Raw genomic sequence first — 17,523 nt, 5'->3', positions numbered from 1 at the left:
GCGTTATGTAAGGCCTAACGCTAGTATTATTTGTCTTTTTACTTATCTTTATTTAGCGCCCGCACTATTGTTATCTGGTGCTAGCACTTTTAGGTAGCGTGTTTATGCAATTATACGAATTGGGCGACACGGTGTAACTGCGACACGGTGTAACTGAGATTATATGCCGCGCATACTTGCCGCGTAGAGTAACAGATATTAGGGGTAACAGGTATTAAGGCCTAGCGCCCTCATCTAAAATCTCGGTAACAACGGCTTTCACATCCGCATATCTGCAAAACTCGCAGCTGCCAAACCCTACAACTTGTCTTACTTTTAAACGGGTAAATAAAGGCATGGTCATGGCGGTTAAAAAACGGCAATAGATAGATTCAGTGATGGTTTCGTTAAACTTACCTTCAAGGTGACTGTTAAGGGCTGCCATGGCCTGGGTTACTTGTTCTTTATCTGGCAAGGGGATAGGCGTTGAATAGTCTAATTTGGCCACTTTACCATTGCACACACTGCAGTGGCCGCATTCTTGAGGAGCCTGTTGGTCATCAAAATAGGCCGACAAGTTATAGTTTAAACAGGTATTAAGCTCGAAGAACCGTACCAAGGCGGCAATACGTTTTACTTCTTTACGTTCATTTTCAGCAAAGTAGTGGGCGAGGTTTTCGGCTAGGCTATTGGGTAGATCATCTGCTAACAGTGCTTGCTGATTAACCTCGTACACATCGGTAATTAACCGCGACGCTAGCTCGATATGATTGTGTTCGTGTAAATATTCTAACGCCGCTACTACTCTTGCGCGTTCAGCACCGTAGTGCTCAAAAATGCTGTCGAAATTCACTACACCCCATACTTTTTTCATATCGGTATGGGTGAAAACGGCGTTTAGAAAATCGCTTCGCTCTTTGCTAAATAAGTTGAGAATATCGGCTTTGTCGGTATTAAAACGGTATTTGAATTCGGCAAAATAGGCGTATAAAGGGCGAATAACCTTGGCGAGTTCTAGTTGTACTAACAAGGTTTTAAGCGGAAGCTGACGAATATTGCTTAAGGTAGATAAGCTGTTTATTTGTGTTTCCCACTGGTATACATCGATGCTTGAGTTAACGTATGAAGAGCTAGCGCTTTGCTCAGGTGCTTGACTGGCAATGTCCTTAATTACCCGTTCAATAGCGGATTTGTCTGGCGTATCGCCATAAACAAAGTTTTCAATTGTCACTAGGCCATCTAGGTTGGCCAGCACAGTGCAGTTAGCGTTTTGTCCGTCGCGGCCACCTCGACCAATTTCTTGGCTGTAGTTCTCGATAGACTTGGGTAAGTCGTAATGTACAACAAAACGAATATCAGATTTATCAATGCCCATGCCAAACGCAATAGTGGCCACTACCACTTGTAGCTTGTTTACCATGAAATCTTGTTGAATGTTTTGGCGAATATCGCTGTCTAGTCCGGCATGATAGGCGCTTGCTGCGACCCCATTTTGTTGTAAAAAGCGTGCGACTTGTTCGGCGGTTTGTTGCAACGTTACATATACAATACCCGCGCCTTGTTGGCGCTGAAGTTCTTCCAGTAAGGCTTGGTTTTTATTCTTTTCTACAACTGGAAGTACATTTAAATTAAGGTTGGGCCGATAGAATCCTGTTTGAACAATATTTTCTGGCGCAATATCAAACCGACGCGCCATATCAAGCTTCACTTTTTTAGTGGCCGTCGCAGTCAGCAGTAACACCAAGGGAATGTTTAATTCTTGCTGATAGGCTGGTAGTTTCAAGTAATCAGGACGAAAGTTGTGCCCCCATTCAGAGATACAGTGGGCTTCATCAATCACTAACATTGAAACTTGAATCGACTCTATAAACTGCCTAAAACGTTCGTTCTTAAAACGCTCTACCGACACCATGAGTATTTTGCATTCACCAGAACGCACGTCGTTCATGACTTGCTTATTTTGTTCAGCGGTTAGTGTTGAATCGATGCTCGCGGCAGCAATGTCTTTACTATGTAAAAAGGCGATCTGATCTTTCATTAACGCCAACAACGGCGACACTACCAAGGTTAAATGTGGTAGTTGCGTTGCTACAAACTGATAGCACAGCGACTTACCTGAACCCGTGGGAAATATGGCAAGCGATGAGCGCTGATTAAGCAGACTATCTACAACCTCTTGCTGACCACTACGAAATGAAGAAAAACCAAATAGGTCTTGCAATGTTTGGGTATGGTTCGAAATCATTTGGCAACGCATTCCTTTAGGTGTTTTACGGCATGATACAGCAATTAAGAATATGTTAGTCGTTTTAAAGGCACAGCTATAGTTAAGTTCATTTGTGAAGATTAGTGCACCCCAGTCGTGAGATCATCAGACGGGTGGCACACTAATTCTTTGCAAAAATTTTTCTAGAAAAGATAAAGTTACTACTGGATTTACATAACATCGGCTCGTAATATTGTTTTATAGGATGTTATTCATCTGCACTGTTCTTTCGCTGTTAAATACGTCATGGAAACTCAGCGGAGCATTAGAATACTGGAGTTAAACGCATGGATTGCTTGAAGCTATTTTTTGTATTTTGGGTACTGAATACTTTTTCAATTAACCTATTTGCCAAAGAGAGCTGTATGGAAGAGAAAGCAGCAGCAGATCATTGGAACGGTCTTTTACGGGACAAAGTAACAGAGCTTAGACGCTCACATCATCGCGAAGCTAAGGCTCAGTTTCTAGCATGTTTAGGTAGCGAAAAAAACAGCAGCACTGCCAAGTCATCAACTCCCACACAGAATTATATTAGTAATCAAAGAAACCCCAAGAGGGAAGCTCAACCGAGTTTGCGTAATTACCCGACCACTCGAAATGTGTTGGTAAGTAGCTATCATAACTTTAAGGGGGCAAAAAAAGTGGCTTGGAATAACTTTTATAAAGAAACTCCTGAGTGTATAAATAATAGCGATGATATGGCTAAGTTTGTAAAGTGTGCATCCGAAAGGAAGGATTACCTACAGCGCTTTAACCTGCTGTGGGACGATGACAGCCGCTCACTCAAAATACCAATTAACTGACATAAGATAAAATGTTAGCTTTCGATAAGAATTAGCCGAGTTGTTTATATTTATTAGAAGTGCGTCGATAAGCCGGTTACATCAATTCTCTTTCAAATCTTCCGGCGTATTATCTGCCACCACGGCATTTCGTTCACCCATAGGCTTGTCTTCACCCACGGTACTGTCTGCGGTAGTTTGAAGCTCAATTGATGAGTTTACTTCCGCGCCAATAAGTATGATGTAGGCGCTTAAGTACAGCCACATGAGTAGAATGATAATACCGCCCACTGATCCATAGGTTTTGTTGTAGCTGGCGAATTCATTTAAATAAATAGAAAACCCGTAAGACGCGGCAATCCATAATAAGGTGGCGAATAACGACCCTGGTGTAACCCACCGCCATTGCGCTGAACGCCTATGAGGAGCGTAACGGTATAGTGCAGATAGTCCAATATTAAAGAGCAGCAGCAATACAGGCCAGGTTATCCATGACGCTTGCTTGAAGCTTATTAAGCCGCTAGAAAACCAACTTATCATTTCCGGAAGAACAGTAATGCAAACTAGCGCAACAATGACCGTGGCTATCACGCTAATGGTGCCGGTTATGCGGGCGATTAAGCCTTTGAAAAAGCCTCTGCCATTGTCTTCGATGTAGGTAATATTACACGCGGTAATAAGTGCATTTGCACCTTTACTGCTGCTCCACAGTGATAAGAAAAGCGTTAGGAAAAAGCCCCAACCCAGTGCTGAATTCGATTTTTGAGTGAGGTTTTTAAGCTGTTCTTCAATGATATAGCTGCTGTCGCTAGGTACTACGTTGACCAGTAAGGCCATATGATTGTGTAACTCTTCGGGTGACACTATTAAGCCATATAAGGAAATGGTTGCACCAAGAAGAGGGAATATAGCCAGTAAGCAGAAGAACGCAACGCCTGCGGCGATAAGGGGAATGTTATGGCTTTGGATGTTGGTAAATGTACGTTTAACAATACTCCACCAATTTTTTAGCGTTAACCCCAAAGCAGACTCTGCTTGAGTAGATTGCGTTGTGCTCATGTAATTCCGTTCACTTTACTCGTCTATAAGGTTTATACAGCGCAGAGAACAAGTAAGATTATAAAAAATACCTGCTAGCTCAATGGTACTTATATTTGCCGCACGCGTGTATCGTATCCAACAATGCTAGCTAGGCCTGATAAAGGGCGCTGTTTTACTTTCTGAACAATTACCAACATCTTCTGGAGTGCCTTTGGCCACTATGTTTCCCCCAGCATCACCAGCACCTGGGCCAATATCTATAATATAATCACTAGATGACGCAACTTGCATATTGTGCTCTACCATTACCACGCTGCTGCCTTCATCCACCAATGTATTTAGGTGTTTCATTAACAATGAAATATCTGCAGGGTGAAGCCCTGTTGTGGGCTCGTCTAGTACGTAAAGGGTGTGTTTTTTGTCGGCTCTTTTCAGCTCGGTAGCCAGTTTTATTCGTTGTGCTTCTCCCCCTGAAAGTTCGGTGGCGGGTTGGCCTAATCGTAAGTAGCCCAAGCCCACTTTCACAAGCGCATCGAGCGCACGAAAAACAGGGGCTTCATTAGCGAATATGTTGTGTGCCTCGGCCACACTTAGCGACAGTACATCGGCTATCGATAATGAATTCCAGGTAACGTCTAATGTGTCTTGGTTGTAGCGTTTTGTATCGCAAACCGGGCAGGGGGAGTACACCGATGGCATAAAGAGTAATTCTACCGATACGAAGCCTACTCCCTCGCAGTTGGCGCACCTTCCTTTGGTGGTATTAAACGAAAATCGACCTGCATCGTAGCGTCGTTTTTTCGCTAATGGTGTGGCGGCGAATAGTTTGCGCACATGGTCGAATAGCCCTGTGTAAGTCGCTAAATTTGAACGGGGCGTTCTGCCAATGGGGGATTGGTTTACTACGACTAATCGCTTTATTTGTTCTGCATCACTTACTTTGTTGTCTGCGCTGCCATCTTGAATGCCACCTTCACTACCATGATTATTATTGCCACTATCGATATAGCCGCTAGCAGGCTGCTCTTCGTTGCTTTCCAGCAAGGTGGCTTCGGTAATAACTGCTGCAGGGTTATTGCTAGCGGCGCTTTTGCCGGCAGAGTTATTAATAGCAGCGTTTTTGTCGGGCGTATTGCTAGTGCCAAGTGACGCTTTCACCAACTCCACCAGTGCATGGCTGACTAAGCTTGATTTACCCGAGCCTGATACGCCGGTTACTGTGGTAATAGTGCCAAGGGGAAACGCGCAGTCGATATTATCAAGGTTGTTTTTGCTAATGGCTTTTAATGATAGCCAGCCTTTCGGGGCACGGTTGTGATGCTTAAGGGCTAAAGCGTTATTGAAAAGATATTGCGAAGTTATTGAATTCGATGCTTTTTCCAATGCATCGACAGGTCCACTATATACCAACTCACCGCCGTTTAAGCCTGCATAGGGGCCGATATCAACAACCCAGTCAGCGTGTTTAATGACACGGGGATTATGCTCAACCAAAAATACGCTATTACCTGCTTCTACTAGCGCATCAAATGCGTCTAGCAATGCGGTTACATCGTTCGGGTGCAGGCCAGACGATGGCTCATCCATAATATATACCACGCCAAACAATTTTGATTTTATTTGGGTGGCTAGCCGTAACCGCTGTAATTCACCGGCTGAAATCGTCGTAGTGCTTCGCTCTAGTGACAGGTACCCCAATCCAAGAGCAATGATGGGTTTGATACGAGCCACGATGTCTTTAGCAATGTTATGAATAACCAGTGCCCGTTCGTTGTTTTGGGCTTTGGCTGTATCAAGTAGCGTATTCAAATGTTCTACCACGTCGCTCAACGAACGTTGAGAGAAGGCGGATATGTCTAGGCCGCAAAGCGTTACTGATAGTGAAGCCTGTTTAAGCTTTTTTCCATAGCATTGTGGGCACGTTGAAACGGCAAGATATTGCGCTACTTTTTGCTTTATCTTTTCTTTTTGAGAGGTTTTGAAGGTTTCAAGTACATAGCGTTTAGCGCCAATAAACTTACCGTTATAGCTGGCGGGTTCGCCTTCTTCCTTCGCGGCTTGGGTCTGAGCCAAGTTATAGTTTCTGTATACCGGTACTTGGGGTGTATCGTCGGTGAATAAAATCCAATCTCGCGTAGATTCGGGTAATTCCTGCCAAGGAATATCGACATCAATATCTAACGACAGTAGAACCCGCACTAAATTTTTACCTTGCCAAGCACCAGGCCAGGCAGCAATGGCTCCTTCACGAATGGTAAGGGTAGGGTCGGGCACCAGTTTGTCTTCGGTTACATCAAACACAGTGCCAATGCCATGGCACTTCTCGCAGGCACCCTCAACGGTATTTGGCGAGAATCCATCGGCATAAATGATTTTTTGATTTGTGGGGTAATCACCTGCACGGGAATACAGCATACGCAGGCTATTTGAAATGGTGGTGATACTACCTACCGATGAACGAATTGAAGGCGTTCCGCGGTTCTGATGCAGCCCAACCGCAGGTGGTAAGCCTTCAATACTATCTACATCGGGCGTTTCAATCTGATCAATCAACCTTCTTGCATAAGGAGAAACCGAATCTAAATAACGATGCTGCGCTTCTGCGTATAAGGTGCCAAAGGCGAGTGAGGACTTACCCGAGCCAGAAATGCCCGTAAAGGCCACAATCTTGTTTCGGGGAATATCAACATCCACGCCTTTTAAGTTGTGAACTCGCGCACCACGCACCTGCAGAAAATTATCGTTAGTTGTTGTCATGCTTCCCTTACCATCCTTAATGCTTTTCCAACCTTACAAAATAAGGCGAACCTAGAATGAGTAGACTGAAGGTATTTATAACGATCATTTTGGAGACCATAAAAAGTCACGTGCAGGAAACGTAAATGCGGCTTTTTATTTACTTAACGTGCTAAGTAATGTCGTTGTAGTTAGCATGCTAAGTAACTTTGAGGTGTGTATGTCTGCACTAAAGCCGTTTCACGAAACGCTAGATTTTACGCTTGTTGGAAAGATGGGCCGAGTACACCGGTTATGCAGAGAAGCTGTTACGTTAACTGTTGAGCCCTTGGGGTTAACGCAATCAAGATGGCTCGCGTTAATGCATATCAATTTAATTGGCGAAGGGGTTACCCAATTAGCGCTAGCGCAAAGTTTGGGCATAGAAATGCCGTCGTTAACTCGCACATTAAAGCAGCTTGAAGAGCTGTCGCTGATTAGCCGCCAAGTTGATAACAACGATAAGCGAAGCAAAAAACTATATTTCACTCAAGACGGTCGCGTTGTTTTGAATTCGCTAAATGAAAAAATTGCGGATGTTAAGCAGCAGTTTTATGCAGGGTTAACCCATGAGCAGCTAGACGCAATGGCGTGTGCGCTGTTGCAAATAGAACAAAATGCCTCGGACTGTATTTCTCTACAGGAAACACGCAGAGCAAGTAAATTAGAGGAGGGGACTAATGACACCTGATCAGAAATTTTCGCTTTACGTAAGATTTTCTTTAATTGGTTTCGTGCTGGTTTTTATTTACTACCTTATTGCCGATACCTTTGTGTGCAAGTGTAGCAACTTTATCGTTTGTGGTGTTTCAAGCGCTGGATTTACAAGACTCTATATCGGCACAAGCTTCATCGGTACTTATTCTATTTTCGCTTTGCTGGAAAGCGGCAAGTCTCGCTGGGTGGCAACGGGCTATTGGTACACTCATTGGTTGTAATTTAGCACTGCTGGCGCAATTGTTTTTGTACAATCACAGTGATTTTTTACTTTTTCCGGTACTCGTATTGTGGATTTTAGCGTTCATTTTTAGCCGCTGTCATATTTTAGGTGGCGGGATACCGGGCATTGGGTTTGGTGTGCTAACCACGTTTGGTATTTTGTTTGGAAACTCGCTAACACCCAACCAAGATTTAGTTTACAGCGCGCTTTACCGTTTTTTAGCTCTGTGGCCGTGGCAATTGCCCTTAGTTTGAGTGCCGTTTACGTTATGCATCACATTTTGAACCGCTTTAGTGTTACCCGTCACCATACATATGAATAGCAAAGTAGAATGACCAAGGGCTTGAGCCGAGTGTTTATCGAAAGCGGAAACTAACGGGTAAATAAGCCATACTTTTTTGCTACTTGGGTGCAAATGAACGTGGTCACAAAAACGACCACAATCACCAAGAGCGTTTTAGTATTCTCTAAAGGCCAGATCATTTCTACAATCTTTACGGTGGTTACGGTGATAACAACAATACATGCCATAAAAAGGATATAGCTTATAATCTGTTTAATATTCTTCAGCATATTGGCTCCTAATAAGGGGCCTTAGCCCCTAAAATTACTCATCAGTTGTGGATGTGGTGCGCTCGGACATCTTGTCGCCAACTTTACTACCTGCATATCCTAACCCACCAGAAATAGCACCTATAGCAGCACCAACCCAGCCACCACCACGGACACCGCCTAGAGCTCCTGCTCCCATCGATGCAGCCAATCCTGCTACGCTAAAATCGCCCCAGCAGTGCTCTGCGCATCCGCCTGATACAAGGTCTACCTCATTATTTGTAAGAACTTCCATTATTAATTCCTTCTAAAAGTGTTAACCCAAAAGTGGGAGCACTTACAATACTCATGCTTGTTAACAAAGGTAACTGATCTTGAGAATAGCTCTTGCCGTGTAGGGAGGTTAAATACGAATTTACCGCATATAATTTTGATGGGGAAAAGTAGAGCATAAAAATGCCGGATGTTTTCACATCCGGCATTTTTGTTTAGTTCTACCTTACAAGATTAATTAAAAGCTATAAGTTACTTTTCCGTAAACATAACGGCCTGTGAAACCATACGGTGAGAAACCTGAGTATGGGAAAATCATCGAGAAGGTCGTTACGTCATCAACTAAATCGCGTGTAGCTTCTGGGTAAACATCGAAGATGTTATTCGCACCAACCGATACCGCTAGGTTGTCAGTAAGGGCTACGCGAACATCTAAATCTGTGATCCACTCAGAAGGAATGATTTCGTTGCGTGCTTCAATAGAAGACGGATCTTCAACTTCGCCGTAACGTGTGGTGCGCAAAGTAGCGTTATAACGGTCATAAGACCAAGTTACGCCAAGGTTCACTTTGCTATCTGGCGAGCTTGTTTCAAAGCGGCGTAGTTCAACATCGTCGAACAAGTTACTTTGGTCGAAACCCGCATTTTGAAGTACATCTGGCGCATCTATAATGTCGGTGACTTCGTTATCATTGAAGTTAATACCAGCATTAAAGTTAAACGCACCAAAGTCGGCAGTGTTCAACGTGTAGGTAGAAACAATATCTACCCCTTCAGTACGTGAATTAATCGCGTTTAAGAAGAACCGCGCTTGATTAGCACCTGTGCCTTCAAGTAACGCTTCAATAGCATCGCCCGATAGGTTGTTAGACAGTACAATTCGGTCGTCAATATCAATGCGATAGAAGTCTACAGTTAGGTTGAAATTCGCTGTAGGCGAATAGGTGAAACCTGCGCTGTAGTTATCTGATTCTTCAGCATCAAGACCTGGGCTACCTAACGCTTGAGCTACATCACTTGAAGCTGCAAAGGTACCGGTTTCGGTAGGCTCGCCATCCACAAACACAGTAGCAATAGAGGTGAAATGCTGCTGTTGTAAGGAAGGCGCTCTAAAGCCTGTTGAAACCGAGGCACGAAGTGCAAAAGTGTCAGTAATAGTAACGCGATTAGAGAGCTTCCAGTTAAACGTGCTACCGAAATCTGAATAGTCTTCAAAACGACCTGCTACTGCCACATTCCAGTTTTCAAGCACATCGGCTTCTACATCCACATAAAAGCTGTAGTTGTGACGGGTATTTTCACCTGCTGACTCAGGTGTAAAGCCTGGGAATACTTGTGAACCGGCAGCGCCAAAAGGTCCATCAACAGGGTCGGTAACTACGCCGCCCGGGCCAAATGTACCCTGAATATAAGAGTTCTCTTCACCTGCGGTAATTTCATAGCTTTCGTGGCGATACTCTGCACCCATAGCGAAGTTCATTTCACTATAGAAGTAGCCAGTGTCCACAAGTCGCGATGCGTCAGCATTAATAATAGTGGTGTTGTATTCTAGCTCACCTGCGTTAAAACTCGTTTGGCTTGTTGGCCCAAGAGAAGTGTTTAAGCTATTTACTACGCTGTACTCTAGTGCATTGCCACCGTGGGTGAGTGACAAATCGTAGTTCCACACATCGCCGTAACCTTTAATACCGCCTAGTACCGACATATCTTGAATGTCAGTTTGAATAGAAGGTAAGAAACCGTCTGGGTAGATAGAAGTAATGTTACGGCTGTCTGATGCACGGCGATAAAAACCGCCGCCAATGGAATCACGTGAACTAAAGCCAGCCGTACCGTAAAATTCGATACTGTCGTTAATAGCTTTACCCGCGTTTACGAATAGCGCGTAATCTTCTACTTCGCCATTACCGTATACGTGGTTGTAGCGGTTAACTGTGAATTCTCTTTCATCTAAATTACCATCAGCATCACGAGCATAGTTTTCACGAGTATCGAAGTCTGAACGGTTTGACTCACCACGGTCGCGGTATTCAGCTGAAACGTTTACAAATCCGTCATCGCCCCATTCAAAGCCCATATTGCCACGAAGGGTAAGGGTTTGTCCGTCGGTAAGTTCATGATCTGAACCTGTATCAAATGCAAGGTTGCCGTCTGCATCGGCACTAACGCCTTCAAGGTTAGGCACACCGTCCATCGTAGTTACGTTTGCACCGTAAGTGGCTGATACTTCACCGCCTTCGCTAGCGTCTTTCAATACAATATTGATAACACCAGCAATGGCGTCTGAACCGTATTGAGCCGCTGCACCATCGCGCAATACTTCAATGCGCTTAATCGCGTTAGCTGGTATAGCATTTAAATCCACAGCAGAAGAGCCGCGGCCCACAGAACCGTTTAGGTTAAGTAGTGCTGAAGTATGGCGGCGTTTGCCATTCACTAATACTAGTGTGTGATCTGGCGCTAAGCCACGAAGCTGAGCGGGGCGAACATGGTCTGTTCCATCGGTAACAGAAGGTTGCGGGAAGTTGAAGCTTGGCAACAACGAATTGAGGATCATGTTGGTTTCGGTTAAACCGGTGGCTTCAATGGAAGATGCATCGATAATATCGATAGGTACCGGAGAGTCATTAACAGTGCGGCCTACGCGGCGCGAACCAACAATTTGGATTTGCTCAACATCTTGCTCGTCGATGTTGGTTTGTTCTTGAGCCATTACCGACGTTGAAAACGGTATAGCCGCTATAGCACCTGCGATCAAGGAAAGCTTGAAAACAGAAGCGTTAAAATTTGCTTGTTGCATTGTGTGTTCCTGAATTTTTATAAGTGTATTTTTAAAGCGAATGAACGTTGCAGTAGCGCAGTGCTTTTGCATGCACGAGTTACACGTATTTTTGGTACGCATACTGCTGTTACTTCTTTTCTGTTGCGGGGTGCAGCTAAAAGCCGTGTTGTCTGATAAGACTTATAATTATTAGATGTGATAAACGAGTTTCGTTTATTGAGCTGAGTTAAGCACAAAATCAATTAGTCATACAATACTAAAGTTGTAAATTTTTAATAGTTTCGATGAGACGTGTATTTCAAGCGGCGGCATGTCGAATTTTCGCGATGAAGCATTTCATTTCAGAAAGCGAAAGAGGACGAAATCTTTCTATAAAGTTTTTTAACTTCTACGTATGGAAGAAATCTCTTAAATTGGCTTTGTCTTTCTTTTAATTGACTTTATTGCTTACCTGCATAATGTAGAACTCGCAAACGCAAATTTCAGCGTCTAAATTGTATAGAACAAATAACAATAACAGGGATACAGATGAAAACTTTCTTTAAATGGTTAGGCATAGGTCTGCTGGTAATTATACTGGGTGCAGCCGCCTGGGGTACACACGAGTGGAATGCTGAAAAGCCATTTTCATTTCGCGTATTTTTAGATAGAACCCTTATTCAGCAGGCATTGAAGAGCCCCCAAACGTTGACCTCAATTGGCGTGTTAGATGGTATGGGCATAAAAGGTCATAACGCCCATTTGGACGATGCCAGTTTAGCGTCTTCACAAGCCACGTTTGATGAGCTTATGCAGGTTAAAAATGTGCTTGTGCAGTATGAAGATTTGGATGAAGATCAGCAATTATCCAAAGACATCGCGCTGTACTTACTCAACACCTTAAGCGGGTTCGAAAAGTACCAATATCATAGTTACCCCTTTAACCAAATGTCAGGGGCACAGAGCAACTTTCCTAGCTTTATGGATGGGCAGCACCCGATTACCGATGTAGAAAGCGTTGATTTCTACATTAGTCGTTTAAGTGAAAGTAAGCGCTATTTTACTCAAATGCTGGAAGGCATGAAGTTGCGCGAAGAGAAGAATATCCTCCCACCACGCTTTGTTATTCAGCGAGTTATTGACGAAATGCAGGGGTTTATCGATAGGCCAGTAAAAGAAAATATTCTGTATACCTCGGTGCAGCGCCGCATGGAAGCGTCTGATGCAATTGTTGAAGCTGACTATGATGGGCTTTTATATAACGTTGCTACAGAAATAGAAAATACGGTTTATCCTACTTACCAAATGCTTATTGATTACTTTGTTGGCCTTAAGGCAAAAGCGGGAACCGATGATGGCTTATGGCACTTAGAGGGGGGAGATGAAGCTTATAAACTGGCCCTGCGTTTCTTCACTACCACTGATTACTCTGCCGACTACATCCATAATGTGGGTTTATCAGAAGTTGACCGAATACAGGCTGAGATCTTAGCAATTTTAGCGCAAGAAGGGTTTGATGTTAGCCAAGGCTTTACCGCAGCAATAAATACGCTAGCAGAAGACGAGCGCTTTTATTATGAAGATACTGATAATGGTCGAGAGCAAATTCTAGTCGATTACCAAACTATCCTCGATGAAATTGAAGCAGGTTTGGGCGATGCATTTCTGGTAAGCCCAAAAGCGAGTATGGAAGTAAAACGTATTCCAGAGTTTAAGGAAAAAACAGCTCCAGGTGCGTATTATGAAGCGCCCGCGTTTGATGGGTCTCGTCCGGGCGTCTTCTTTGCGAATCTTTATGATATTAAAGCAACACCTACCTACAGCATGCGAACGCTGGCCTATCATGAAGGCATTCCGGGTCACCATTTTCAAATTGCCATTGCAATGGAACTGGAAGGTTTACCTATTTTTAGAACCGTAGCTCCCTTCGTGGCCTACATTGAAGGCTGGGCGCTATATTCAGAACGCTTAGCGTGGGAACTCGGCTTTCAAGACGATCCGTTTGATAATATCGGCCGCTTACAAGCCGAGCTTTTCCGGGCAGTAAGGCTAGTGGTAGATACCGGTATTCATGCGAAACGCTGGACGCGTGAAGAAGCCATAGACTACATGCTAACTAATACAGGCATGGCCGAGTCTGACGTCACCTCTGAAATTGAGCGTTATATCGTGCTGCCAGGGCAAGCAACGTCTTACAAAGTAGGTATGATGAAAATTTTGGAGCTTCGGGAAAAAGCGAAGTTAGCGTTAGGTGATAAATTCGTTCTAGGCGAATTCCACGATGCGGTTCTGAAAAACGGCGCCGTGCCATTAGATGTACTAGAGCAAATTATCGATAAGTATATTGCCGACACGCTTAATTAAAGTGTTGATAATACCAAACTAAGCAATTGGCAGAAGGCTTGCCCGACGATTCCTATTAACGATGGCTATTTAACCCGGCTAGGTAAAGCCAAAGTAGCTTAATAACCACGAGGCGTTACTGCTTAGCGTAACGCCTTTTTTTATAAGTAGATTTTAATAAGTGTCTAAGGGAAAACAGACTAGGTTAATCCGTTTACAAACTCCAGAATGTAACCGTTCACTGTATCGTGTTGTTCTGCAAACACCATATGGGTGCCATTTTCTATAATGTTTAGCTTTGCGTTAGGTAATTGGCCTAACAGGAACTCAGAATATTTCACCGGTGTCATAATATCTTTGTCACCCACAATAAGCTGTACTGGCAATGTAATGCTACCTATATCCTGCATAACGTCAAAGTTGTCACAAGCCGTAAAGTCTTTCAGCATCACAGTGGCGCCATTTTTAACGATTGCCGAATTCACCTCAGTTCTTAACGGCTCTTGCAGTTGTTGGTTTGAAGCCAATAGGTAATCGGGGAATGCTCCGCCTTCTTCTATAAGCGTTGCTAGTGACGTAAGCAGTTGTGGCATTACTTTTAATTTAGCGCCCGCACCTATTAGCACCATTGCTTTAAGTCTACTTGAATCAAAAGTCGTTGATTCGCTTGAAGCCGACAGAGCAGCCTGCATGGCTACGGCACTTCCTAAAGAATGACCCACCAACACCACGTCTGTTAAATCTTCTTGTTCCACGGTGTTAAGCACCCATTGAGCAATGGATTTTACATCAAGTAATGCTTCGCCATCAGGATGCCCAGGAAAGTTTAAAGCAATGCTGTTGTTGAAAAACGATACTTGGTGCGCCCACACGTTATTCGTGCAACCTGAGCCATGTAAAAATACGAATGTCATTTTAAATGCCTTTTCGAGAGTTCTATTCACTCTATAACGAAAGGAATGAATATTCTACGCTCTAGGCGATAAGGCCAGCAATTGATTGCGCGTCATTGCCTTACAGATTTCTCCGAGAGATACATCCGACAGATTACCCCCAGAGAGACATACTCGATAATTCCTACAATAACCTTGAGTACATTTCGGTATAGATATTGTAACGGTATCTATAACTGTACCTAGAACCGAAAGGTTTGAGCCGTTAATTGTGAGGAATTTACAGCTTCATGAACTATTCGCGTAAGGATTTCACATGACGGTTCTCTTCTCGCTATTTAATTTAGAGGCGGGTTTGAGTAAAGACGAGTTTGGAGCTGATTGCGACATTAACTACAACCTTTTCTGTTAGCTATTGGCGCGAGTGAGACAAAGGAGAGCATGATGAGTAAAACTGCAATTTTGTACAGAATGGTGACCGATGATCATATTTGTCCGTTTGGTTTGCGTTCCAAAGACTTGCTAGAGAGAGAAGGGTATGACATAGATGATCGCCCTCTCACTTCTAGGGAAGAAACCGACGCGTTGAAGGCAAAGCACAATGTTAAAACAACCCCACAGACGTTTATAAATGATGAGCGTATAGGAGGGTACGACGATCTTCGTACCTATTTTGGAAAAGGCGAAGCGGGCCAAACGGGTACCACCTATACCCCAGTAATAGCCATATTTTCGGTCGCTGCATTATTAGCGTTAGCATTTCAATATACGGTAGCAGGTGCGTACTTTTCCATTCGAACTCTCATGCTGTTTATCGCGTTTTCAATGACGTTACTGGCAGTACAAAAACTCAAAGACTTATTCAGCTTTACCAATTCATTTATTACCTACGACTTGCTAGCCATGAAGTGGCTACGATACGCCTATATTTACCCGTTCGTAGAGGCTTTTGCTGGTATTGGTATGGTGGCGCAACTGCCCGCATTAGCGGTGGCGCCGTTCTCCCTATTTATAGGTACGGTGGGTGCGGTTTCAGTGGTTAAAGCGGTATATCTCGATAAACGTGAGCTCAAGTGTGCCTGCGTAGGGGGCGACAGCAACGTGCCATTGGGCTTTGTTTCGCTAACTGAAAACCTGTTTATGATAGCCAGCGCTCTGTTGATGTTTTTCTATACGTAACTAGTTTCATCCTCATGTAAAACCTTCATAAATGCTGAAAAAATCGTACGCCAAAGGTTCCGGCTAAAGCGATAAAACTTTTTAATATAAATTAAAAATTAATATAAACAGTCGCTTAAGGTGTTTTGGGTGATGGTTTGGTTATTGCAGTCAAAAGTTACACATATAAGTTTGTTATTCGAATTGCCAGCTTAGAAGGTGTACCACTGATGAGTGTTTATCCGAGTAACCTTCGTTTTTCAGCTTTGCTTCATGCAAACAACTGAATGGGAAGCGGCAATAACGTTGAGTAGAAATAGGAGTTTTATAATGAGTAACCCGGAAAATTTGGAAGGCAAAAAAATCGCTATTTTAGCTACCGATGGTTTTGAGCAGAGCGAACTCGTGCAGCCAAAAGATATGCTTACCGAGCAAGGCGCTATAGTAGAGATACTTTCAATTGATGATCAAAGCAGTATCACTGCATGGAATGAAGGGAATTGGGGTAAACAAATATCGGTAGATGCTCAAGTTTCCTCGGTATCGCCAAGTGATTACGACGCGCTGGTACTGCCTGGCGGCCAAATTAACCCAGACATCTTACGTACTAATAGCGATGCGGTTTCATTTATTAAGCAAGCCCACGCAGAACCTCGCATTAAAGCCCTTGCTGCTATATGTCATGGGCCATGGTTACTGGTTGAATCTGAGCTAGCAAGAAACAGTACAGTTACTTCTTTTCCCAGTATTAAAACAGATTTAATTAATGCTGGTGCTACCTGGAAAAATGAGCTTGTGGTACAAGATGGCAAATTAGTTACTAGTCGGAACCCAGATGACATCCCTGCTTTTGTAGAGAAAATTAGTCAACTGATTGCTTAGGTTTGTAAAGTGAGAATAGAACCTCACAGGTGGAACTTTAGGCGAGAAAGTAATTAGATTTAACAGGAGTATGCATGTTTAGCCAGAAAACAGGTTCAAAGGTGATTGTTATTACCGGTGCGTCAAGCGGGATTGGCAAGGCAACAGCGCAAGCGCTAGTAGATGAAGGTAATAAAGTTGCCTTAATTGCCAGAAGTGCAGACAAGCTCAACGATTTGGTGGCAGAGCTTGGCGAGGCCAATGCCTTTGCGGTTACTGCCGATGTGAGCGATTTCAACGATTTAGAGAACGCGTTTAGCAAAGTAACTCAGCACTATGGCCACGTAGACGGCGTATTTGCGAATGCGGGTACGGGTGCAAAGAGTGCCGGTATTGAGAACGGCGACGTTGCAGAGTGGCAAAGTATGTTAGGCGCAAACGTGAACGGCTTGCTGTATACCGCAAAGCTTGGGCTACCTTTGCTGAAAAAGACTAAAGGCCACTTTATTCTAACAAGCTCGGTGGCAGGGCGTATTGCATTAAAAGGCTCGGCTTACGGGGCTAGTAAATGGTTTGCTTACGGTTTTGGCCAAAATTTAGCGGAAGAAATGAGGGAGTGGGGCGGTAGGTGTACCACAATTTGCCCTGGAATGGTTAACACCCCTTTCTTTGATGAGCCCAAGGAAGATAAACTTCAGCCCGAAGATATTGCAAAGTCGATTGCGTTTGCCCTTTCAGCTAGCGATTCGGCCTGCGTACGAGAAGTGTACGTTATGCCAACATCGTAGACGACTTAACAGGCTTAATTGCTTGTAATATCAAGGTATATATATGGCAGCGGATGTATGTACATCCGCTGCCATATACTTTAAAGGTTTAAAATATCCCCCTATTGGTCG

Annotated in this window: 12 protein-coding genes and 1 pseudogene; 7 read left to right on the top strand and 6 right to left on the bottom strand. The window is 43.8% G+C overall.

Translation table 11 applies throughout. The features are described 5' to 3' along the window. Positions 1-214: 214 nt before the first annotated feature. A complete protein-coding gene (locus KYS23_RS19270) occupies positions 215-2,224 on the bottom strand; it encodes a RecQ family ATP-dependent DNA helicase (RefSeq protein WP_218419835.1) in 2,010 nt (669 codons plus the stop codon). 386 nt (positions 2,225-2,610) lie between these two features. Between KYS23_RS19270 and KYS23_RS19265 the strand changes: the two genes are divergently transcribed. Further along, positions 2,611-3,048: a hypothetical protein gene (locus tag KYS23_RS19265; protein ID WP_159532497.1), complete on the top strand. Its 438-nt coding sequence runs from the start codon at positions 2,611-2,613 to the stop codon at positions 3,046-3,048. Positions 3,049-3,129: 81 nt separating this feature from the next. On the opposite strand, the gene KYS23_RS19260 is transcribed toward KYS23_RS19265, so the two are convergent. Both KYS23_RS19260 and KYS23_RS19255 read right to left on the bottom strand, forming a co-directional pair. Beyond that, on the bottom strand, positions 3,130-4,086 hold the full coding sequence (locus tag KYS23_RS19260; RefSeq protein WP_159532495.1) for a YihY/virulence factor BrkB family protein: 957 nt from the start codon (positions 4,084-4,086) through the stop codon (positions 3,130-3,132). Positions 4,087-4,212: 126 nt separating this feature from the next. Further along, positions 4,213-6,825, bottom strand: coding sequence for an excinuclease ABC subunit UvrA (locus tag KYS23_RS19255; protein WP_218419833.1), 2,613 nt, complete (start codon positions 6,823-6,825; stop codon positions 4,213-4,215). Positions 6,826-7,024: 199 nt separating this feature from the next. Here KYS23_RS19255 and KYS23_RS19250 point away from each other — a divergent pair, with 199 nt between their 5' ends. Together KYS23_RS19250 and KYS23_RS19245 are read left to right on the top strand one after the other, a co-directional pair. Beyond that, entirely contained in the window at positions 7,025-7,534 is a 510-nt protein-coding gene (locus KYS23_RS19250) for a MarR family transcriptional regulator (RefSeq protein ID WP_159532491.1), read from the top strand. Positions 7,535-7,614: 80 nt separating this feature from the next. Continuing rightward, positions 7,615-8,105: pseudogene (locus KYS23_RS19245) on the top strand (FUSC family protein); the annotation flags it as partial. 285 nt (positions 8,106-8,390) lie between these two features. Here the strand turns inward: KYS23_RS19245 and KYS23_RS19240 are convergent. Both KYS23_RS19240 and KYS23_RS19235 read right to left on the bottom strand, forming a co-directional pair. Continuing rightward, positions 8,391-8,630 (bottom strand): hypothetical protein, encoded by a 240-nt coding sequence (locus KYS23_RS19240; protein ID WP_218419831.1) that lies wholly within the window; start codon positions 8,628-8,630, stop codon positions 8,391-8,393. Between the two features lie 216 nt (positions 8,631-8,846). Next, positions 8,847-11,408: a TonB-dependent receptor plug domain-containing protein gene (locus KYS23_RS19235; RefSeq protein ID WP_218419829.1), complete on the bottom strand. Its 2,562-nt coding sequence runs from the start codon at positions 11,406-11,408 to the stop codon at positions 8,847-8,849. 510 nt (positions 11,409-11,918) lie between these two features. Here KYS23_RS19235 and KYS23_RS19230 point away from each other — a divergent pair. Further along, on the top strand, positions 11,919-13,733 hold the full coding sequence (locus KYS23_RS19230) for a DUF885 domain-containing protein (protein ID WP_218395882.1): 1,815 nt from the start codon (positions 11,919-11,921) through the stop codon (positions 13,731-13,733). A 179-nt stretch (positions 13,734-13,912) separates the two neighbouring features. Here KYS23_RS19230 and KYS23_RS19225 read toward each other — a convergent pair whose 3' ends face one another. Continuing rightward, positions 13,913-14,626, bottom strand: a complete 714-nt coding sequence (locus KYS23_RS19225; protein ID WP_159532481.1) for an alpha/beta fold hydrolase — start codon at positions 14,624-14,626, stop codon at positions 13,913-13,915. 423 nt (positions 14,627-15,049) lie between these two features. Between KYS23_RS19225 and KYS23_RS19220 the strand changes: the two genes are divergently transcribed. The 3 genes from KYS23_RS19220 (at position 15,050) to KYS23_RS19210 (ending at position 17,412) form a co-directional block, all read left to right on the top strand. After that, positions 15,050-15,784 (top strand): MauE/DoxX family redox-associated membrane protein, encoded by a 735-nt coding sequence (locus tag KYS23_RS19220; RefSeq protein WP_159532479.1) that lies wholly within the window; start codon positions 15,050-15,052, stop codon positions 15,782-15,784. A gap of 309 nt (positions 15,785-16,093) precedes the next feature. After that, positions 16,094-16,645, top strand: coding sequence for a type 1 glutamine amidotransferase domain-containing protein (locus KYS23_RS19215; RefSeq protein WP_159532477.1), 552 nt, complete (start codon positions 16,094-16,096; stop codon positions 16,643-16,645). Between the two features lie 74 nt (positions 16,646-16,719). Then, positions 16,720-17,412 (top strand): SDR family oxidoreductase, encoded by a 693-nt coding sequence (locus KYS23_RS19210; RefSeq protein ID WP_159532475.1) that lies wholly within the window; start codon positions 16,720-16,722, stop codon positions 17,410-17,412. The last annotated feature ends 111 nt before the right edge of the window (positions 17,413-17,523 follow it).

It is taken from the genome of Alteromonas lipotrueae (assembly GCF_019249255.1).
Taxonomy (GTDB): Bacteria; Pseudomonadota; Gammaproteobacteria; order Enterobacterales; family Alteromonadaceae; genus Alteromonas; species Alteromonas lipotrueae.
This window is presented reverse-complemented; position numbering and strand designations above follow the sequence as displayed.